Consider the following 16086-nt stretch of genomic DNA (forward strand, 5'->3'; position numbering starts at 1 on the left):
ATGGAATCAGTAGCGAACTGGACATCGGTCCGTACGTATGAAGACATTAAATATGAAACATGGAATGGGATTGCTAAAATCACCATCAACCGTCCAGAGGTACGCAACGCGTTCCGTCCGTTGACGGTCAATGAATTGATTGATGCATTCGCACGCGCACGCGACGATAAAGAAGTCGGCGTCATCATCTTGACGGGTGAAGGCGAAAAGGCATTCTGTTCAGGTGGAGACCAAAAAGTTCGTGGGCATGGCGGCTACGTCGGGGAAGATGAAATCCCACGCTTGAACGTCCTCGACCTTCAACGCCTCATTCGAGTCATTCCAAAACCGGTCATTGCCATGGTCGCAGGTTTTGCAATCGGCGGAGGACATGTCCTTCATGTCGTATGTGACTTAACAATCGCAGCGGACAACGCTCGCTTCGGACAAACAGGTCCTAAAGTCGGTTCGTTCGATGCAGGATACGGCTCTGGTTACTTAGCACGCATCATCGGTCATAAGAAAGCTCGTGAAATCTGGTACCTTTGCCGCCAGTATGATGCACAAGAAGCACTCGAAATGGGACTCGTCAACACAGTCGTCCCTCTCGATCAACTCGAAGCAGAAACAGTCAAGTGGTGCCAAGAAATCTTACAACACTCACCAACTGCACTTCGCTTCTTGAAAGCAGCAATGAATGCGGACACAGACGGTCTTGCCGGGCTTCAGCAACTCGCTGGAGACGCAACGCTTCTCTACTACACAACCGATGAAGCGAAAGAAGGACGCGATGCGTTCAAAGAAAAACGTGACCCTGACTTCGGTCAATTCCCACGTTTCCCTTAATTTTGTTGAGAGAGTAGCGATTCCGCTACTCTTTTTTTGGAGGTTACAGACATGTATGAATGGATTGATCAACATCCGGCATCACAGATTGCACTCGTGACACATGAAGAGAGACTGACGTGGGAAGCGTTACGTACCGAGAGCCTGCAACTTGCCCAATACATCCATGAACAGGCACCCACTGCCGAAAAGATTGGCATATTCGCTAAAAACAGCAAAGACTATATCATCGCCATCCATGCGGTGCACCTGCTTGGCAAAGTACTCGTTCCAATCAACACACGCTTGACCGAAGAGGAAGTGCGCACTCAGTTAAACACAGCAAGAGTCGATTTGCTTCTCGTCGATGATGAGATTGATTTACCGGTAACACAACATTTCGTGACACGTCGGGCGCGTTCATGTTTCACGGTGACACATGAGTGGAAAGAAAATGACACCATGTCTCTCATGTTCACGTCCGGTACGACGGGGCGGGCCAAGGCTGTACAACAGACGTATGGCAATCATCTCGCAAGCGCACGTGCTGCCGAAGCGCATCTAAACTATCGTCCATCTGACCGCATGCTTACGGTGACGCCACTTTTTCATATGAGCGGGCTCTCTCAAGTGTATCGGAGTGCAATCATCGGTTCGACGCTATATGTCGAACCCCGTTTTGATGTCGACCGAACCCTTCATTTAATTGAAACTGAAGGCATTACCCAGTTGTCACTCGTCTCCATCATGCTACAGCGACTACTGGATGCCGGTTTAGAAAAACACCGCCTTCGGACGTTGCTCGTCGGAGGTGGACCGGTCCCTCGCCCGTTACTAGAAGAAGCAGAGCGACGACAGTTACCGGTCGCTCAAACATATGGGATGACCGAAACGTGTTCTCAAGTCGCCACGCTACTTCCAAGCGAAGCGCTCTCACATATCGGTTCGAGCGGGAGAGCCATCGCACCGACCGTGATCCGAATCAGTCAGGACGGGGAGATTGAGGTAAAAGGACCAACTGTGACGAGTGGGTACTTCGAACAACCTGAATCAGATGCTTGGACACCAGACGGTTACTGGAAAACAGGTGATCTCGGAACGATGAAAGACGGGTATTTATATGTACACGATCGCCGAAGCGACCTCATTATTTCTGGTGGCGAAAACGTGTATCCTGCTGAAATCGAGGCTGCGATGTTACGATGTGCCGGTGTCCGAGACGTTGGGGTTACGAAACAAGCACACCCGACCTGGGGAGAAGTCCCGCTCGCCTTCGTCGTCGGATCATATGACCTGACGGAGATGCAGGCAATCCTCGATTCCCAGTTAGCCAAGTATAAACATCCGCTTGCGATTCATCACGTAGAGGACCTACCCCGAAACGCGAACGGAAAATTAATGCGTCATCGCTTAAAGGAGCTACTGCCATGATCAAACGTGCCGACCTTTCAATCGTCCCTTTGACATTTAAACACCCCATCGTAACGGCGCACGCCGTTTTGTCGGTGAGACGAACACTCATCCTTCGACTTGAAACTGTAGATGGTGTCGTCGGATATGGCGAAGGTGTCGCCTTTGAGACACCTTGGTACACGGAAGAAACGACTCAGTCCATGATTGATACATCAAAATTGATTCTTCATCTATTAAAGGGCATGACGGTCACGACGGACGTGTTTCCGACCCTCGTCTCATCGGTTATCGGTCAACGAATGGCGAAAGCGATGTGGGAAAGTGCATTATGGGAGATTGAAGCAGCACGTGCGAACATGTCACTTAAGTCGTATATGAAGGCCGGAGATACCGTCTCCTGCGGTAGAACGATTGGGATTGGGCTACTCCATCAGACGATGAACTCGATTGAAGCAGCGCTAGCCGATGGTTTCGAGCGAATCAAATTAAAAGCCTCCCCTAATGAATTACTCCCGGCACTACGCGAAATCCGAGCTGTCTTTCCAGATGCGCCACTCATGATTGACTTAAACGGAAGCGCGTCCGATCAACCGATAGAATGGTTCGAACAAATCGACGCCCATCGGTTATTGATGATTGAACAACCGTATCCGAGCCGCCAGTTCGCCAAATCGGCGACTCTTCAACAAAAACTCAAGACACCCATCTGCCTCGATGAGTCGATTACGTCTTACGACGATGTGGAGACGATGACGCAACTCGGCGCGGGTAAAATCGTCAATATTAAGCCTGCACGTGTCGGGGGTTTCAGTGAGGCGTTACACATTCGGAAACACGGAACACCGTACTGGGTCGGCGGGATGTATGAATCTGGAATCGGAAGGTATCACACGCTTTTATTCGCTTCGCTCAGCGGCGCGAGCTTTCCGGCGGATATGTCTGGGACGAGCGCTTACTTCGAACAGGATTTGCTCGATACACCGCTCGAGGTCGAGAATGGGAATTTGACGCTTCCGGATTCGGTACAACCCGACTGGGATGTGATTGAACAGCTACGCGAAGAAGTGATTTTCTTGCAAACATAAAAAAGGTGCGGTTCACGAGAACCACACCTTTTTTTAACGGAATGACCCCGTTAACACTTCATATCCATCTTCGGTGACGATGACCGTATGCTCGAACTGTGAGACGAGGCTCTTGTTCGGTGTGAAGAGTGTCCATCCGTCTTCTTCCGACTGATAGACGATTTCGTCTTTCGTCGAGATGAATGTTTCGACCGCAATCACTTGCCCAGCTTTTAAGAGCTGATTCTCTTCGCGGCTGTAGTAGTTCGAAATCGTCTCCGGCTCTCCGTGTAACGTCCGACCGAGTCCGTGTCCGGCTAAGTTACGGATGACCGTGAATCCATTCTTTCTCGCGTCCGAATAAATGGCTTTCCCGATCTGGTTGACTTTCACGCCCGCTTTGACTTTGCTAAGACCCGCTTCGAGCGACGTCAATGACACTTCGACCAATCGTTCATGTTGAGGTGATTTTGCTGCGCCTGCAATGACCGTACGACCTGTATCCGCATAATAGCCATCCTTCACAGCCGAGACGTCAACGTTGACGATATCACCTTCTTGAATGATCTCTTCCCCAGGAATACCATGGGCGGCGACGTCATTGAGTGAGATACATGTGTATCCTGGGAACTCATACATCGTAATCGGTGCAGAAGCCGCACCCTCTTCTTCTAAAATACGTTGCCCAATCGCATCCAATTCTTTTGTCGTCATGCCCGGTTTGACGGCTTTCGCCATCTCATCTCGTGCAAGTGCGACGATTCGACCGATTTCACGTAACGCATCGTAATCATAATCTAACATTATAACTCTTCCTTTCAGTCTAATAATCGATTCTGGTACAGATATTCTTCGGATATGTCGGCGAATAAGAACATGCCGTCGGGTAACGGATAACTGAACGTACGCGTCACTTCGTTTGAACTGAAATCACGATAGTCTCCTGATAAATAACCACGTCCCCGAACGTCCATGGCCGCCATCGTTTGAATGAAATATGGACGGAAACTCCAGTTGTAACCCCGATACGTATTATCGACACGCCATTCTCCGTTCACACAGTAGACGTTTGCACTCGTCTGAAAACCTGTCTTATCCGTCAAATAGTAACGGACAAACACTTCCTCGAGCTTCGGTGCGATGTATTGAATCCACTCGTCTTTCTTATCTCTCGACCATTTCCCGGATTGAACGAGTTCTCCGATTCGACGATGTAACTCAAACTCAAGTTCGTATAAACGATTCAATCGCTTCTGATCATGTAAAAAGAAAGAAGGCACTTCTTGCGCCAAGACACCCATTCCTTTGATTTCTCGTTGTGGATGCTCGTCTTCTAGACCAAGCAAACCACCCATATAATAGCGACCGCCGTGTTGCCAAGCATAACGAAGCTGTCCGATATGGTTGATGGATTTGTACAGAAGCGGTGCACCGAGCTTCGAAGCGATATATTCCATCGTTTGAAGCATGTTCGGATAGGTGACCGACAACGTCTTTTTCTCCACCATCGTACCAAGATCGACAAGCAACAATTCTGGCGCGAGTGTCATAATGTCCTCGATACTCGTCGACTCTGCGAAGTCTAGGGCAATTTTCAGTCCATATGAACGGTAGTATTGAATGACACGCGATAGGCGAGGAACATCAACCAGATTCGTCCCTTGAAGCGTCACATAAATACGATGTAACGGGAAATTCAATTCGCGAAGCGGAGCTAAAAAAGCTTCTCCCCCTTCTTCAAGAATCCATTCCGACCGACATCTAAATGTGACGAATGGCTTGGCGTCTCGAAGTTGTGCTGCTGCCAATTGCTCCATCCGTTGGGCGATGTCTAACTGATACTCGAGCGGAACGTCATCATCATAAAAAAATGGCGTCAACGATTCTCCTCGGAATCGCCCATGTACCATATAGCCTTCCACTTGAAACGTCGCCGCTCCAAGGATTGGTTCATACGTCACCATCACTTCTTCGGGATGGACCATCACTTCTACCGCATCCATAACTCATCACCTCTTCGTTAAATGCGAAAACGAGCTACAATCAGCTCGTTCGCGTGTGTACAAACATATAGGCACCGAAACAAGCAATAAAATAGGCGATACTCATTACGCCATATGCAATGCCCATCTTTCCGCCTACTCCAATGGCTAACACTAAAAAAATCATCGCTCCAAATAACAATGTCGCCACGGGGATATAACGAAAGTTAGGACGGTCTGTCTTTGACACGATTGGTTTGAGTGCGAGCACACAACCAAGTAGCACAAGGAGACCGAAACTTAATTCCACCATCCGTTGACACCTCATCCTTCTATCTCTACTCAACTAGTGTAGCACGACACAATAAAAAAAGCCGCAAATCCACTTAAGGAAATGCGGCATTTTACAATGATTAGTCACGCGGACGGCGTGGACCACGGTCATCCGAGCGACGACGATCGTCACCACGGAATGATCCTTTACGGTCTCCGCTACGTCCATCACGACGTTCGCCACCGCGTCCACCACGACGATCACCACCACGGCCACCGCCACCGCCACGACGGTCGTTACGACCACGGTATCCACCGCGATCACCACCACGGCCACCTTGACGTTTGACACGAACTGGCTCAGCGTACGAGATTTCAACAGGTGTTGAATCCGGCTCTTTTGTCAATCCACGAAGGGCTGCAGCGAGAATTTCAACTGCTTCATACTCTTCAAGAAGTTCAGTCGCAAGTTGCGTGTACGCTTTGAAGTCGCCCGCTTGAACGCGTTCGATCAACTCTTCAGCTGCTTGCTTTTGATTTCCTTCAAGTACTTCCGCGATTGTCGGTACGTGACGACGGTTCATGCGTTTGTTCGTTACACGTTCAATTGCTTTCACTTGTCCAAACTCACGTGGTGTGATGAATGTGAGGGCAGTACCTGTTTTACCAGCGCGGCCTGTACGACCGATACGGTGTACGTAGCTCTCTGGGTCTTGTGGTACATCGAAGTTGTAAACGTGCGTGACACCTGAAATATCAAGTCCACGTGCAGCAACGTCAGTCGCTACTAAGATATCGATTGTTCCGTTTTTGAAACGACGAATCACTTGGTCACGTTTTGATTGCGTCAAGTCTCCGTGAAGACCGTCTGCAGTGTATCCACGCTTGATAAGTGCTTCTGTCACTTCGTCAACGCGTTTCTTCGTACGAGCGAAGATGATGCTGAGTTCTGGTGAGTCGATGTCGATCAAACGGCAAAGCGTATCGAATTTTTGACCTTCACGCAATTCGATGAACTGTTGGTTGATGTTCTCAACTGTCATTTCTTTCGCTTTGACTTTGATGATTGTCGGCGACTTCATGAAACGCTCTGCAATCTTTTTGATTTGTGGTGGCATCGTCGCTGAGAAAAGAAGCGTTTGGCGCTCTTCAGGAAGACCTGCCAAAATCGTTTCGATATCTTCAACGAAGCCCATGTTGAGCATTTCGTCTGCTTCATCCAAGATGACTGTTTGAATGTCATCAAGTTTGATTGTTTTACGTTTCATGTGGTCCATGAGACGTCCTGGTGTCGCAACGACGATTTGCGGGTTCTTTTTCAAACCACGGATTTGACGGTCGATTTGTTGACCACCGTAAACAGGAAGTGCGTATACGCGCTTTGTTTCTCCGATTTTGTTTAATTCTTCTGCAACTTGAATCGCAAGTTCACGTGTCGGTGCAAGAACGAGTGCTTGGACTTGACGTGCCTTTGAATCGATTCGCTCAATTGTCGGAATACCGAAAGCTGCTGTTTTCCCTGTACCTGTTTGTGCTTGCCCTAATACGTCCACTCCTGTGAGTGCGACAGGAATTGTCTCAGCTTGGATCGGTGTAGCTTCCTCGAAGCCCATTTTGTGTACACCTTTTACTAACGCTTCACTTAATTGTAAATCTTGGAATTTTGTCAAATTATATTCTCCTTTGTTCATACAAAAAACGTCTGAGTTCAGTTTGACAGATCTACAGACGTTTTCTCAATGTTTCCTCATAGTCAACTTTATTAACTATAACGTATTTATTCCTAAAATGAAAGAAATACATTTTCAAACTTTTTCATGTCATCCGAACATGAGTTATCTTATTTCAATTTGTAGCCGTTGTCGAGCTTTTCAACTTGCTTTTCTTTTAGTAGTTTTCCGAGCGCCCGTTTAAACGCGGCTTTGCTCATCCCGAACTCACGGTCAATGACGTCAGGGGCTGTCTTGTCGCCGTAAGGCATTTGACCACCACGTTCCTCGATATAAGAGAGGACGCTCGCCGCATCGCCGTCAATCGCCTCATAGGCACGTGGTTTCATAGAAACGAGAACCGTTCCATCTTGTTTCACTTGTGTCACTCGAACCGTCAATTGTTCACCGAGACGTGGCCAACGTGTCATTTCTGCTTCATGTAAGAAACCGAGTGATTCTCCTTCGACCCATACGTTGACGCCAACTTCACGTTTATTGACGACAGTCGCTTGAACATCTTGGTTGTTCCATTCTTCTTTCGATGGACGTGCCAACAAGTTCAAGTATGCGTAAGGTGCCGGATCCCCAAGCAAACGTCCTTTTTGGTCATATTTCAAACGAATACACAATTGGTCTCCCGTTTGCGGCCAGTATGACCGGTTCTCTGGTAAGTCGTCCATCGAGACGAGAACATCTTTTTGAATCCCGATATTGACGAAGACACCTGTGTTATATCGAACGCCAGTCACTTCACACCATTCATACTCATCGAAAGAGACCGTCGGAATCGTCATCGTTGATGCGAGACGCCCTTCTGAGTCATGATATAAAAAGACACGAACCGTTTGACCGACCGTCACTTCTTCCGTCTGTTCTTTTCGATGAAGGAGTACCTCTTCGCGACCGTTACTAATGAATACTCCAAAATCAGCAGAACGTTCCGCGACCAAGTCTACTACTTCTCCTGCGCGCAATGCCATTACACCCACATCCTTTTCTAATCTATTACTGTCAGTATACCTATCTACACACGTTCCTAATCATATCATGTTCACTTTCAACATTTTGAATAAATGTGACGAATTTGTGAACGTGAAGTGAAAAGGGAAACCCGTCACAAGAAATGGAAGGAAGATGATTTATTAAAATTTTGTGACAATTTTGTGAACGTCTTTTTTTCTTCTAGTATCCTATTTTTGAAAACGTTATTATATAGGAAGTGTCCGGTATAGATAAGGTTTCATTTAGGATTGATCGGGGGATAATAAATGTTTGATATACAGTCTCGTTCGTTTGCAAAACGTTTTACAAAAGGGCTACTCGTCGCCTTTTTCGCATTACTCGCATCACTCAGCTTCATTTTTTCAAACGGTGTGGATACAAACGTATCGTCATCATCGACTTATATGACTCAAGAGTAAACGTCTTCCGAGCTACTGGAGGCGTTTTTTCTTTGCCAAACGCAAACAGGAATTTCCTACAAAAGGTCGAATACGATTAAAAGACCTTGCCTTTTTCTTTACTATCACATAAGAAAAGGAGACTCCGCTATGATTTTCTATTTTCTTACGACCATCTTATCGACTGCAGGCCTCGCTTTTTTGTTCCAGTCCGAACTATATAAAGATCCGATTGGAACTTTTCTATTTGCTGTCTTGATTGCGATGGGACTGTCTTCTTTCAAACAACTCTTTATGCAAGCGAGCGAGTTCTTTGTGGAAAGACGGAACCAGAAACGAATCAAACGCGTCGTGGCCAGAATGCATTCGACGACACGGAAACGCTCTACATAACGCTCGTCTTCCCTCTCCACATTTGGTATTCTATGAAGGAACAGACAACGTACATTGGATTTATAATCGCAGGAGGCACACAATCGTATGAATGAAATTCCGTTATCGAACGAATGGCTACTTCGTTATTCACCTGTCATGGAGCTTTGGTTAAAGGAAGATGGAATCTTACTTGTCGATGACGACAATCGCATCCGCCTCACCCTTGAAATCGGGAACGACCAAGCCATGCAAATTAAAAGTATTGAACAAGACGGCGCTTATTTCGTCGTCGATCCTGTGAATAAACGCATTACGTTCGAGCTTGAGGAAGAGGAAGAAGAGAGCGATTCTCGCTTTTGGGAATAAGGATTCATGCCGAAGGGTCGGATTCTCGTCAAGAGAAGAAGACTCTTTCTTGTTGTCATTATGAGAGGAGAAAATAAAATGATTCGAACAGCTGTATGGTTTTTCTCATTTTTTGCGGTGTTACCGATCACCGTCCCATTTTTACAAAAGGCGAAAAAAATCGATCCACCAAAGCGTTATCGCTACGTACAAGACATCGCCTATAAATGGGCGCAATTTTTATTGAAGGTTGCCGGTGCTGACATTCGTGTCCATGGACAAGAGCAGATTCCGGATGAACCGGTCGTCTACGTATCGAACCACCAAGGAAACTTCGATGTTCCCATCATGTTGACGGCTACGAAACGACCGAAAGCCTTCATCTCAAAAATTGAGGTACAAAAATTCCCGATCATTCCGCGTTGGATGGAATTGATGGGCTGTATCTTCATCGATCGTAGCGATCGTCGTCAATCAATCAAAGCGATTCGCTCTGGTGTCGAGACGATTCAGTCTGGTCAGTCGATGATTGTATTCCCGGAAGGTACACGCTCGAAGGGTGGTCCTATGAAAGAGTTTAAAGCTGGGAGTTTGACACTTGCGACGTCAAGCGGTGCGAAGATTGTTCCCGTTGCCATTCAAGGAAGCTACAAACTGTTAGAGGCTAAAAACCGAATTACCCCGGCAACGGTTGACGTCACTTTCTTACCCGCGATCGATCCGGCTGACTTACCGAATAAGGAAATCGCTGCAACAATCGAAGCAGCCATTCGTCAACAGATTGAAGGAGAGAACGCATGAGTTTATTAATGATTGAGGGCATTCATAAAGAGTTTGCCGACAAAGTCCTATTTGATGATGTGACGATGACGATTCATCCAGGAGACCGCATCGGAATCATCGGGGTGAACGGTTCTGGAAAATCGACATTCATGAAAATCATCGCCGGCGCCGAGACGGCAGACCGGGGAGCGATGCAACATCCAAACGATTACCGCATTCGTTATTTGACCCAAACGGTCCAGTTCGACGAAGGGCAAACAATTCTTGATGCCTTGTTCACGAGTGATACACCATCCGTTCAAGCTCTTAAACAATTCGAACGTGCCCGCCAAGCGCTCGAAGCGGATCCAACGAGTGAGCAGTTACTCGAACGTTTCATGAAAGCTCAGCAGGCTGTCGATGCCGCAGACGCTTGGGAAACGGAAGCAAAACTGAAGTCGATCTTGAACCGTCTTGGTCTTCCTGACGTGTCCGTCGATGTGAACGCCTTGTCAGGTGGACAACAAAAGCGTGTCGCTCTCGCCGCAGCATTACTCGACGAAGCAGACTTACTGCTCTTAGATGAGCCGACGAACGAACTGGATGCCGATACGATCGCATGGCTCGAGACGATGCTTGCGGATTATCGGGGAGCCATCCTTCTCATCACCCACGATCGTTATTTCTTAAATCGTGTCACAAACCATATCTTAGAGATTGCAGACGGGACGAGTTATTTCTATAACGGGAACTATGAGCTGTTCCTTGAGAAGCGGGCCGAACGAAAAGCACGGGCACAATCGATGGAACAGAAACGGCAAAATATTTTACGTCGTGAACTCGCTTGGTTACGTCGAGGCGCAAAAGCACGAACAACGAAACAAAAAGCACGCATTCAACGTGTCGAAGACTTGAAACATCAAGAAAGCTTGGCCGAAGAAGAGTCACTCGACGTTTCCGTCGGATCACGCCGACTCGGTAAAAAGGTCATCGAAGTCGAGGACTTGTCTTTTGGATACGACGATTCGCTCCTCATTCAGCAGTTCAATTGGATTTTCGGACGCCGTGAACGCTACGGCATTGTCGGACCGAACGGGAGCGGGAAATCAACACTTATGAACCTGCTCGCCAAGCGTTTGGAACCGACAAACGGTACCATCGTGCACGGGGAAACGGTCCATCTCGGCTATTACGGTCAACAAGTCGAGTTTGAAGACGAATCACGACGCGTGATAGACGAAATCGAGCGGATTGCGAAAGTGATTTATACGCCGGACGGCGAGACAATCACGGCCGGTCAAATGCTCGAACGCTTCCTCTTTTCACCGGACGCGCAATATAAACCGATTGCGAAGTTATCGGGTGGAGAAAAACGACGCCTTGTCCTCCTGCGGATTCTCATGGACGAACCGAACGTCTTGTTCCTCGATGAGCCGACGAACGATTTGGATACGGAAACGTTATCCGTGTTAGAAGACTATTTAGAATCGTTCCCTGGCACCGTCATCGCCGTCAGCCACGATCGTTATTTCTTAGACCGTGTTGCCGGACAATTGATCGCATTTGAAGACGGGACCATCCAGGTATATCATGCAGAATACAGCGATTACTTGACGATGCGCCAAGAAGAGGTTCGTCAAGTGAAGAAAGAGAAAGAACCAAAAGAGAAAAAAGAACGGGCGAAGTCGGAAGTCGTGAAATTCACCTTCAAAGAACAGAAGGAATGGGACACGATTGAAGAAGACATCGCCGCGCTTGAAGAACAGATTGAAGCACAAGAAGCGACGCTTGCGACCGCGGGCAGCGACCTCGGAAAAGTAAATGAATTGTACGCAACAATCGCCGAACTGAAAGAATCACTCGATGCCAAGATGGAACGTTGGACGTACTTGTCTGAAATCGATGAACAGATACAAGCACAGAAAAAGGGCTGATCTTCACATGAGGTAGCCTCTCAAATAAAATGAAAAGGAGTTGGATTTCCGGTGCGTACTTCGGGAATCCAACTCCTTTTTTATCATTTCACTTTAATGACGATTTTCCCTTTAGCATGCCCTTCTTCTCCATAGTCATGAGCGAGTTTCGTGTCTTCTAAATCAAAGACCCGGTCAATCACAGGTTTCAATTCGCCTTTTTCAACAGCTTCCGCAATTTTTTTCAAGCGCTCCCCTGTCGGTTGCATGAAGACATACTCGGCGCGGGCATTTGCTTGTTTGGCTTCCTCTTCATTCGGTGGTGTGGAGATGGAGACGAGCATCCCATTTTCTTTAAGCATGTGATACAGTTTGCTCTGTCCGTCTCCTCCCATCGTATCGAATACGAAGTCAAGATCGCGGACGGTCTCTGATGGATCTTGTCGTTTATAATCGATGACCTCGTCGGCCCCAAGTTCGCTGACCCAGTCCACGTTCGGCGTACTGGTTGACGTGACGACATACAATCCGTGTGCTTTCGCAAGCTGGATGGCAACCGTTCCGACACCACCTGAACCAGCACCGATGAAGATTCGGTCACCCGGTTTCGCATCCATCACTTCGAACATGACTTGCCATGCCGTATGCGCGACGAGCGGAAGTGACGCGGCCTCCTCGAAGCTCAATGAATTGGGTTTCTTGACGACGAGATGGGCATCGACCGCCACATATTCGGCATATGTGCCTTGCCGCGCAATATCCGGACGGCTGAATACTTCATCGCCGACCTCAAGCTCGGTCACATTCGCCCCGACTTCTTTGATGACTCCCGATACATCCCATCCGATGACCAGCGGCATATCGAAATGAAGCATTTCTTTTAAGTATCCTTCACGTAACTTCCAATCCACCGGGTTGACACTTGCGGCATGAACCTCAATCAATACGTCATCTGCATCGATTGTCGGTTGGTCAAGCTCCCCTACTTTGAATTCGTCTGACCCACCATACTGTTCGATATATGCTGCTTTCATCCTATCGTCCTCCTTTGAATGATTCACCTTTATTCGGTTCCCATTTTAGTCGCATCACAAACGAAAAAGCACACCGCTCGTTAGGCGATGTGCTTAGATTGACTGATGGGTCATATAGCTATAGACATAGACGTCATGGGCTTGTCCCCGCTGACGCATGTAATTATGTAGTCGACCTTCTTGAACGAACCCATTCTTCTCAAGCATGCGTTGCGACGCGAGATTGTCGATATAGACAATGGCACCGACACGTTCAATCTCACATGTCTCGGCAAACTGTAGGGCCGCATGGAGGGCTTCGGTCGCATAACCCGAACGCCAATATTCTGGTCTGAGTTCATAACCGATTTCGGCGCGACGGTGTGACGGCGCCCGATTGTGAAAACCGATTGTTCCAATTAACGCTTTTGATTCTCGATGTTCAATCGCAAAACGGATGATGGCCCCCGTCTCAATTTGGGTGAGCATATGGGTAAGCATCTGCTCCGTCTCTTCAAGCGTTTGATGCGGCTCCATCCCATAATGCTGGAGCACGCGTTCATTTGAAAAAATGGCGAATACGTGTGGACTATCCTCCATTTGAAGGGGGCGCAGTCGAAGACGTTCCGTATCAATCACCGGGAGCCGATTCATCCTTTACTCACCAGATTATGTTGAAACGCATACACGACAGCTTGTGTTCGGTCATAGACATCAAGTTTCGTCAAGATGTTCGAGACGTGCGTCTTCACCGTCTTCAGTGAAATAAACAATTCGTCCGCAATGACTTGATTCGACTTCCCTTCTGCCATGAGTTGCAAAATTTCTCGTTCACGTGCAGTCAAGCTCTCATGGAGGGTCATCTCCGGGTGACGTAGACGTTCGAGCATCTTTCCTGTCACTTGGGCAGCCATAACGGGATTGCCGGCAGCCGTCTGACGAATCGCGTCGGCAATTTCATTGGCGTTTGCCGTCTTGAGGACATAGCTCATCGCGCCGGCTTCAATCACCGGATATACTTTCTCGTCATCCAAGAAACTCGTCACGACTAGAATCTTTGCCTCTTTCCAGCTTGCTTTGATTCGTTTTGTCGATTCAACCCCATCCACAGGTTCCATGACTAAGTCCATGAGGACGACGTCCGGTTTTTCCGCAATCGCAAGCTCCGCTCCCGTCGCGCCGTCCGATGCCTCACCGACGACTTCAATGTCCGGTTGTGTCGATAAAAAGGCAGACACGCCCGCTCGGACCATTTCATGATCATCAATTAATACAACTCGAATCATCATTACCCCTCCACTTGTTGTTTCACACGTACTTCGATTTGTGTTCCGACATTCGGCACACTGACCAATCGTAACGTCCCACCGACTTCCGCCGTGCGCTCTCTTATCGATTGTAATCCATATGAGGCGACTTGTGTATCGTCCACGTTAAATCCGATTCCGTCATCGTTGATCTTTAAAATAACCGTCTGTTGCACGGTTCGCATCTCAATTTCTAGGCGAGTCGCCTTCGCATGCCGCAACGTGTTACTGATTGCCTCTTGGACGATGCGGAACAGTTCATTTTCGGTATGCCGTGATAGCTTCACTTCTTCTAGACGCCAGACGAGTTCAGTCGACTGTTTACGCGACAGTTCTTCTAATAGGCGTTCGATCCCGGTTTTTAACGTCATGCCCTCTAATTCCACCGGTCGTAGTTGTAGGAGTAACGAGCGCATCTCTGCCTGTGCCGTTTGAGCCATGAGCTCCACTTGCTCCATTTGTTTACTCGCTAATTCCGGTTTCGTTTGCATCGTTTGTTTGACCGCAGTCGTCATCATCGAGATGGCGTAAAGCTGTTGACTCACGGAGTCGTGCAGTTCGCGAGCGACGCGACGTCTTTCTTCGACGACCGCTTCACTACGCGCCTCTTCGACACTGACCGGGCGTTCGCCAACTCGTTTCGCCATTTCAATCATCTCTTGACGTTGTTTTGAGACGCGAACGATTCGTTCGAGCGTGTCTCGGTAAGGAGACAACGGTCGGAACGTGATCTCTTTTTGGTTCTCTAGTTTCCAAAGGGCGTTCGCGACCTCTCGAAAGTCTCGACGTAAGTAAAAGTATGATGCGACTCCAAAGATACTGCCAATCAAAACGGCAATCACCAAAATGGACACACCGAAAGGCAACCCTTCTTCACGCGAAAATAAGTCGCTAAGTGAAGTCGAGTCACCTATGAGAAACGCTACTGTAATCAAGAAAGCCGTCAAGAGGCTACTGAACAATTGATGCCAGACGACCGTTCGTGGATAAGAATCCTTTTTCATACCGTCATCACCTCAACACTTCCGCTCATGAGCACGATATGAATCCGAACTTTCCGCGTAGCCTGGACATAATCATCAGACGCCGTATAGAAGCGACGGTTAAAAACCGGTGAATAGTTCGAATCATCAACTTGGACTTTCCCAAATCCAATCGACGCATCAATCGAATAATCATAACCAGCCGGAATGAGGATACGGATGTCTCCCGCAAGTCCATTTAGGAGCAAGAACGTCTCCCCTTCAGGAATGATGGCTTTTGATAGATCCATCTCAACATCACGTAGCAAAAAGAACTCATTCGTATCCCGTAACACATAGTGTCCCGATTCTTTCATACCGAACGAGAAGGCTTGTTCCTGACGAAGAGGCGTCCGAATTTTTGATTCGACCGGTCGATTCTTATAGAGTCGGTACCCGAATAGCAACAACAGACCCGAGAGCACAAACCCAAACGCGGCTGACGAGAAGATCAAGCCAATCAAGAGAATGCCTCCGATGGCGTAAAAGATATAGCTGGCCGACTGTTTACCTCGACGACTGAAGCGTCTTCCAATATAAAGAAGAAGCAATGGGAGGATCATGCTGAATAAGACGCTATTCCCACCCGTCACGATGTCGATAAAGAGTCCAACTGAAAATAAAATAATCATGAATCCAATGATTTGACGTGTGTTCCAACGTTCCATGTCCATTCCCCCTTTCTGTTCATATGTATGAAG

The 16086-nt window shown here is 47.8% G+C and carries 18 protein-coding genes; 8 read left to right on the forward strand and 10 right to left on the reverse strand.

Going from position 1 to position 16086, the window contains the following annotated elements; genetic code table 11:
• Genes menB through menC form a run of 3 tightly spaced genes read left to right on the forward strand, consistent with a single transcriptional unit; the run spans position 1 to position 3302 of the window.
• Positions 1 to 825 carry a 1,4-dihydroxy-2-naphthoyl-CoA synthase gene (gene menB, locus KNP62_RS12120; RefSeq protein ID WP_214696369.1) on the forward strand — a complete coding sequence of 275 codons (825 nt, stop codon included), beginning with the start codon at positions 1 to 3 and terminating at the stop codon, positions 823 to 825.
• A gap of 51 nt (positions 826 to 876) precedes the next feature.
• Complete coding sequence (gene menE / locus KNP62_RS12125; protein WP_214785687.1) at positions 877 to 2235, forward strand: o-succinylbenzoate--CoA ligase; 1359 nt, start codon at positions 877 to 879, stop codon at positions 2233 to 2235.
• Complete coding sequence (gene menC, locus KNP62_RS12130; RefSeq protein ID WP_214785688.1) at positions 2232 to 3302, forward strand: o-succinylbenzoate synthase; 1071 nt, start codon at positions 2232 to 2234, stop codon at positions 3300 to 3302. The genes menE and menC overlap by 4 nt, the downstream gene beginning before the upstream one ends.
• A 33-nt stretch (positions 3303 to 3335) precedes the next feature.
• On the opposite strand, the gene map is transcribed toward menC, so the two are convergent.
• The 5 genes from map to KNP62_RS12155 form a co-directional block, all read right to left on the reverse strand.
• The gene (gene map, locus KNP62_RS12135; RefSeq protein ID WP_214785689.1) at positions 3336 to 4085 is read right to left on the reverse strand and encodes a type I methionyl aminopeptidase; all 750 of its coding nucleotides are present in this window, start codon (positions 4083 to 4085) and stop codon (positions 3336 to 3338) included.
• A gap of 14 nt (positions 4086 to 4099) precedes the next feature.
• A complete protein-coding gene (locus KNP62_RS12140) occupies positions 4100 to 5284 on the reverse strand; it encodes an EAL-associated domain-containing protein (protein ID WP_214785690.1) in 1185 nt (394 codons plus the stop codon).
• Positions 5285 to 5324: 40 nt separating this feature from the next.
• Entirely contained in the window at positions 5325 to 5576 is a 252-nt protein-coding gene (locus KNP62_RS12145) for a hypothetical protein (protein ID WP_214785691.1), read from the reverse strand.
• Between the two features lie 100 nt (positions 5577 to 5676).
• Positions 5677 to 7206, reverse strand: a complete 1530-nt coding sequence (cshA, locus tag KNP62_RS12150) for a degradosome RNA helicase CshA (RefSeq protein ID WP_078146356.1) — start codon at positions 7204 to 7206, stop codon at positions 5677 to 5679.
• Between the two features lie 170 nt (positions 7207 to 7376).
• Positions 7377 to 8228, reverse strand: a complete 852-nt coding sequence (locus KNP62_RS12155) for a CvfB family protein (RefSeq protein WP_214696385.1) — start codon at positions 8226 to 8228, stop codon at positions 7377 to 7379.
• A gap of 288 nt (positions 8229 to 8516) precedes the next feature.
• Here KNP62_RS12155 and KNP62_RS12160 point away from each other — a divergent pair, with 288 nt between their 5' ends.
• From KNP62_RS12160 to KNP62_RS12180, 5 genes are all read left to right on the forward strand, one after another.
• Positions 8517 to 8669 carry a hypothetical protein gene (locus tag KNP62_RS12160; RefSeq protein WP_015880844.1) on the forward strand — a complete coding sequence of 51 codons (153 nt, stop codon included), beginning with the start codon at positions 8517 to 8519 and terminating at the stop codon, positions 8667 to 8669.
• A gap of 129 nt (positions 8670 to 8798) precedes the next feature.
• Entirely contained in the window at positions 8799 to 9041 is a 243-nt protein-coding gene (locus KNP62_RS12165) for a hypothetical protein (RefSeq protein WP_074033069.1), read from the forward strand.
• Positions 9042 to 9128: 87 nt separating this feature from the next.
• A complete protein-coding gene (locus KNP62_RS12170) occupies positions 9129 to 9389 on the forward strand; it encodes a hypothetical protein (RefSeq protein ID WP_026826759.1) in 261 nt (86 codons plus the stop codon).
• 78 nt (positions 9390 to 9467) lie between these two features.
• Positions 9468 to 10169, forward strand: a complete 702-nt coding sequence (locus tag KNP62_RS12175) for a lysophospholipid acyltransferase family protein (RefSeq protein ID WP_214785692.1) — start codon at positions 9468 to 9470, stop codon at positions 10167 to 10169.
• A complete protein-coding gene (locus KNP62_RS12180) occupies positions 10166 to 12064 on the forward strand; it encodes an ABC-F family ATP-binding cassette domain-containing protein (RefSeq protein WP_214785693.1) in 1899 nt (632 codons plus the stop codon). Before KNP62_RS12175 ends, KNP62_RS12180 begins: the two co-directional genes overlap by 4 nt.
• Positions 12065 to 12147: 83 nt before the next feature.
• Here the strand turns inward: KNP62_RS12180 and KNP62_RS12185 are convergent, their stop codons facing one another.
• The 5 genes from KNP62_RS12185 to liaF all read right to left on the reverse strand — a co-directional run bounded on the left by KNP62_RS12185 (position 12148) and on the right by liaF (position 16053).
• Positions 12148 to 13077 carry an NADP-dependent oxidoreductase gene (locus KNP62_RS12185; RefSeq protein ID WP_214785694.1) on the reverse strand — a complete coding sequence of 310 codons (930 nt, stop codon included), beginning with the start codon at positions 13075 to 13077 and terminating at the stop codon, positions 12148 to 12150.
• Positions 13078 to 13170: 93 nt separating this feature from the next.
• Entirely contained in the window at positions 13171 to 13710 is a 540-nt protein-coding gene (locus tag KNP62_RS12190; RefSeq protein ID WP_214785695.1) for a GNAT family N-acetyltransferase, read from the reverse strand.
• Positions 13707 to 14342: a response regulator gene (locus KNP62_RS12195; RefSeq protein ID WP_015880838.1), complete on the reverse strand. Its 636-nt coding sequence runs from the start codon at positions 14340 to 14342 to the stop codon at positions 13707 to 13709. The genes KNP62_RS12190 and KNP62_RS12195 overlap by 4 nt, the downstream gene beginning before the upstream one ends.
• Positions 14343 to 14344: 2 nt before the next feature.
• Entirely contained in the window at positions 14345 to 15367 is a 1023-nt protein-coding gene (locus KNP62_RS12200; RefSeq protein ID WP_074033063.1) for a sensor histidine kinase, read from the reverse strand.
• Complete coding sequence (gene liaF, locus KNP62_RS12205; protein WP_214785696.1) at positions 15364 to 16053, reverse strand: cell wall-active antibiotics response protein LiaF; 690 nt, start codon at positions 16051 to 16053, stop codon at positions 15364 to 15366. Before liaF ends, KNP62_RS12200 begins: the two co-directional genes overlap by 4 nt.
• Positions 16054 to 16086 lie beyond the last annotated feature (33 nt).

The organism is Exiguobacterium sp. s183 (assembly GCF_018617655.1).
Classification (GTDB): domain Bacteria; phylum Bacillota; class Bacilli; order Exiguobacteriales; family Exiguobacteriaceae; genus Exiguobacterium; species Exiguobacterium aestuarii_A.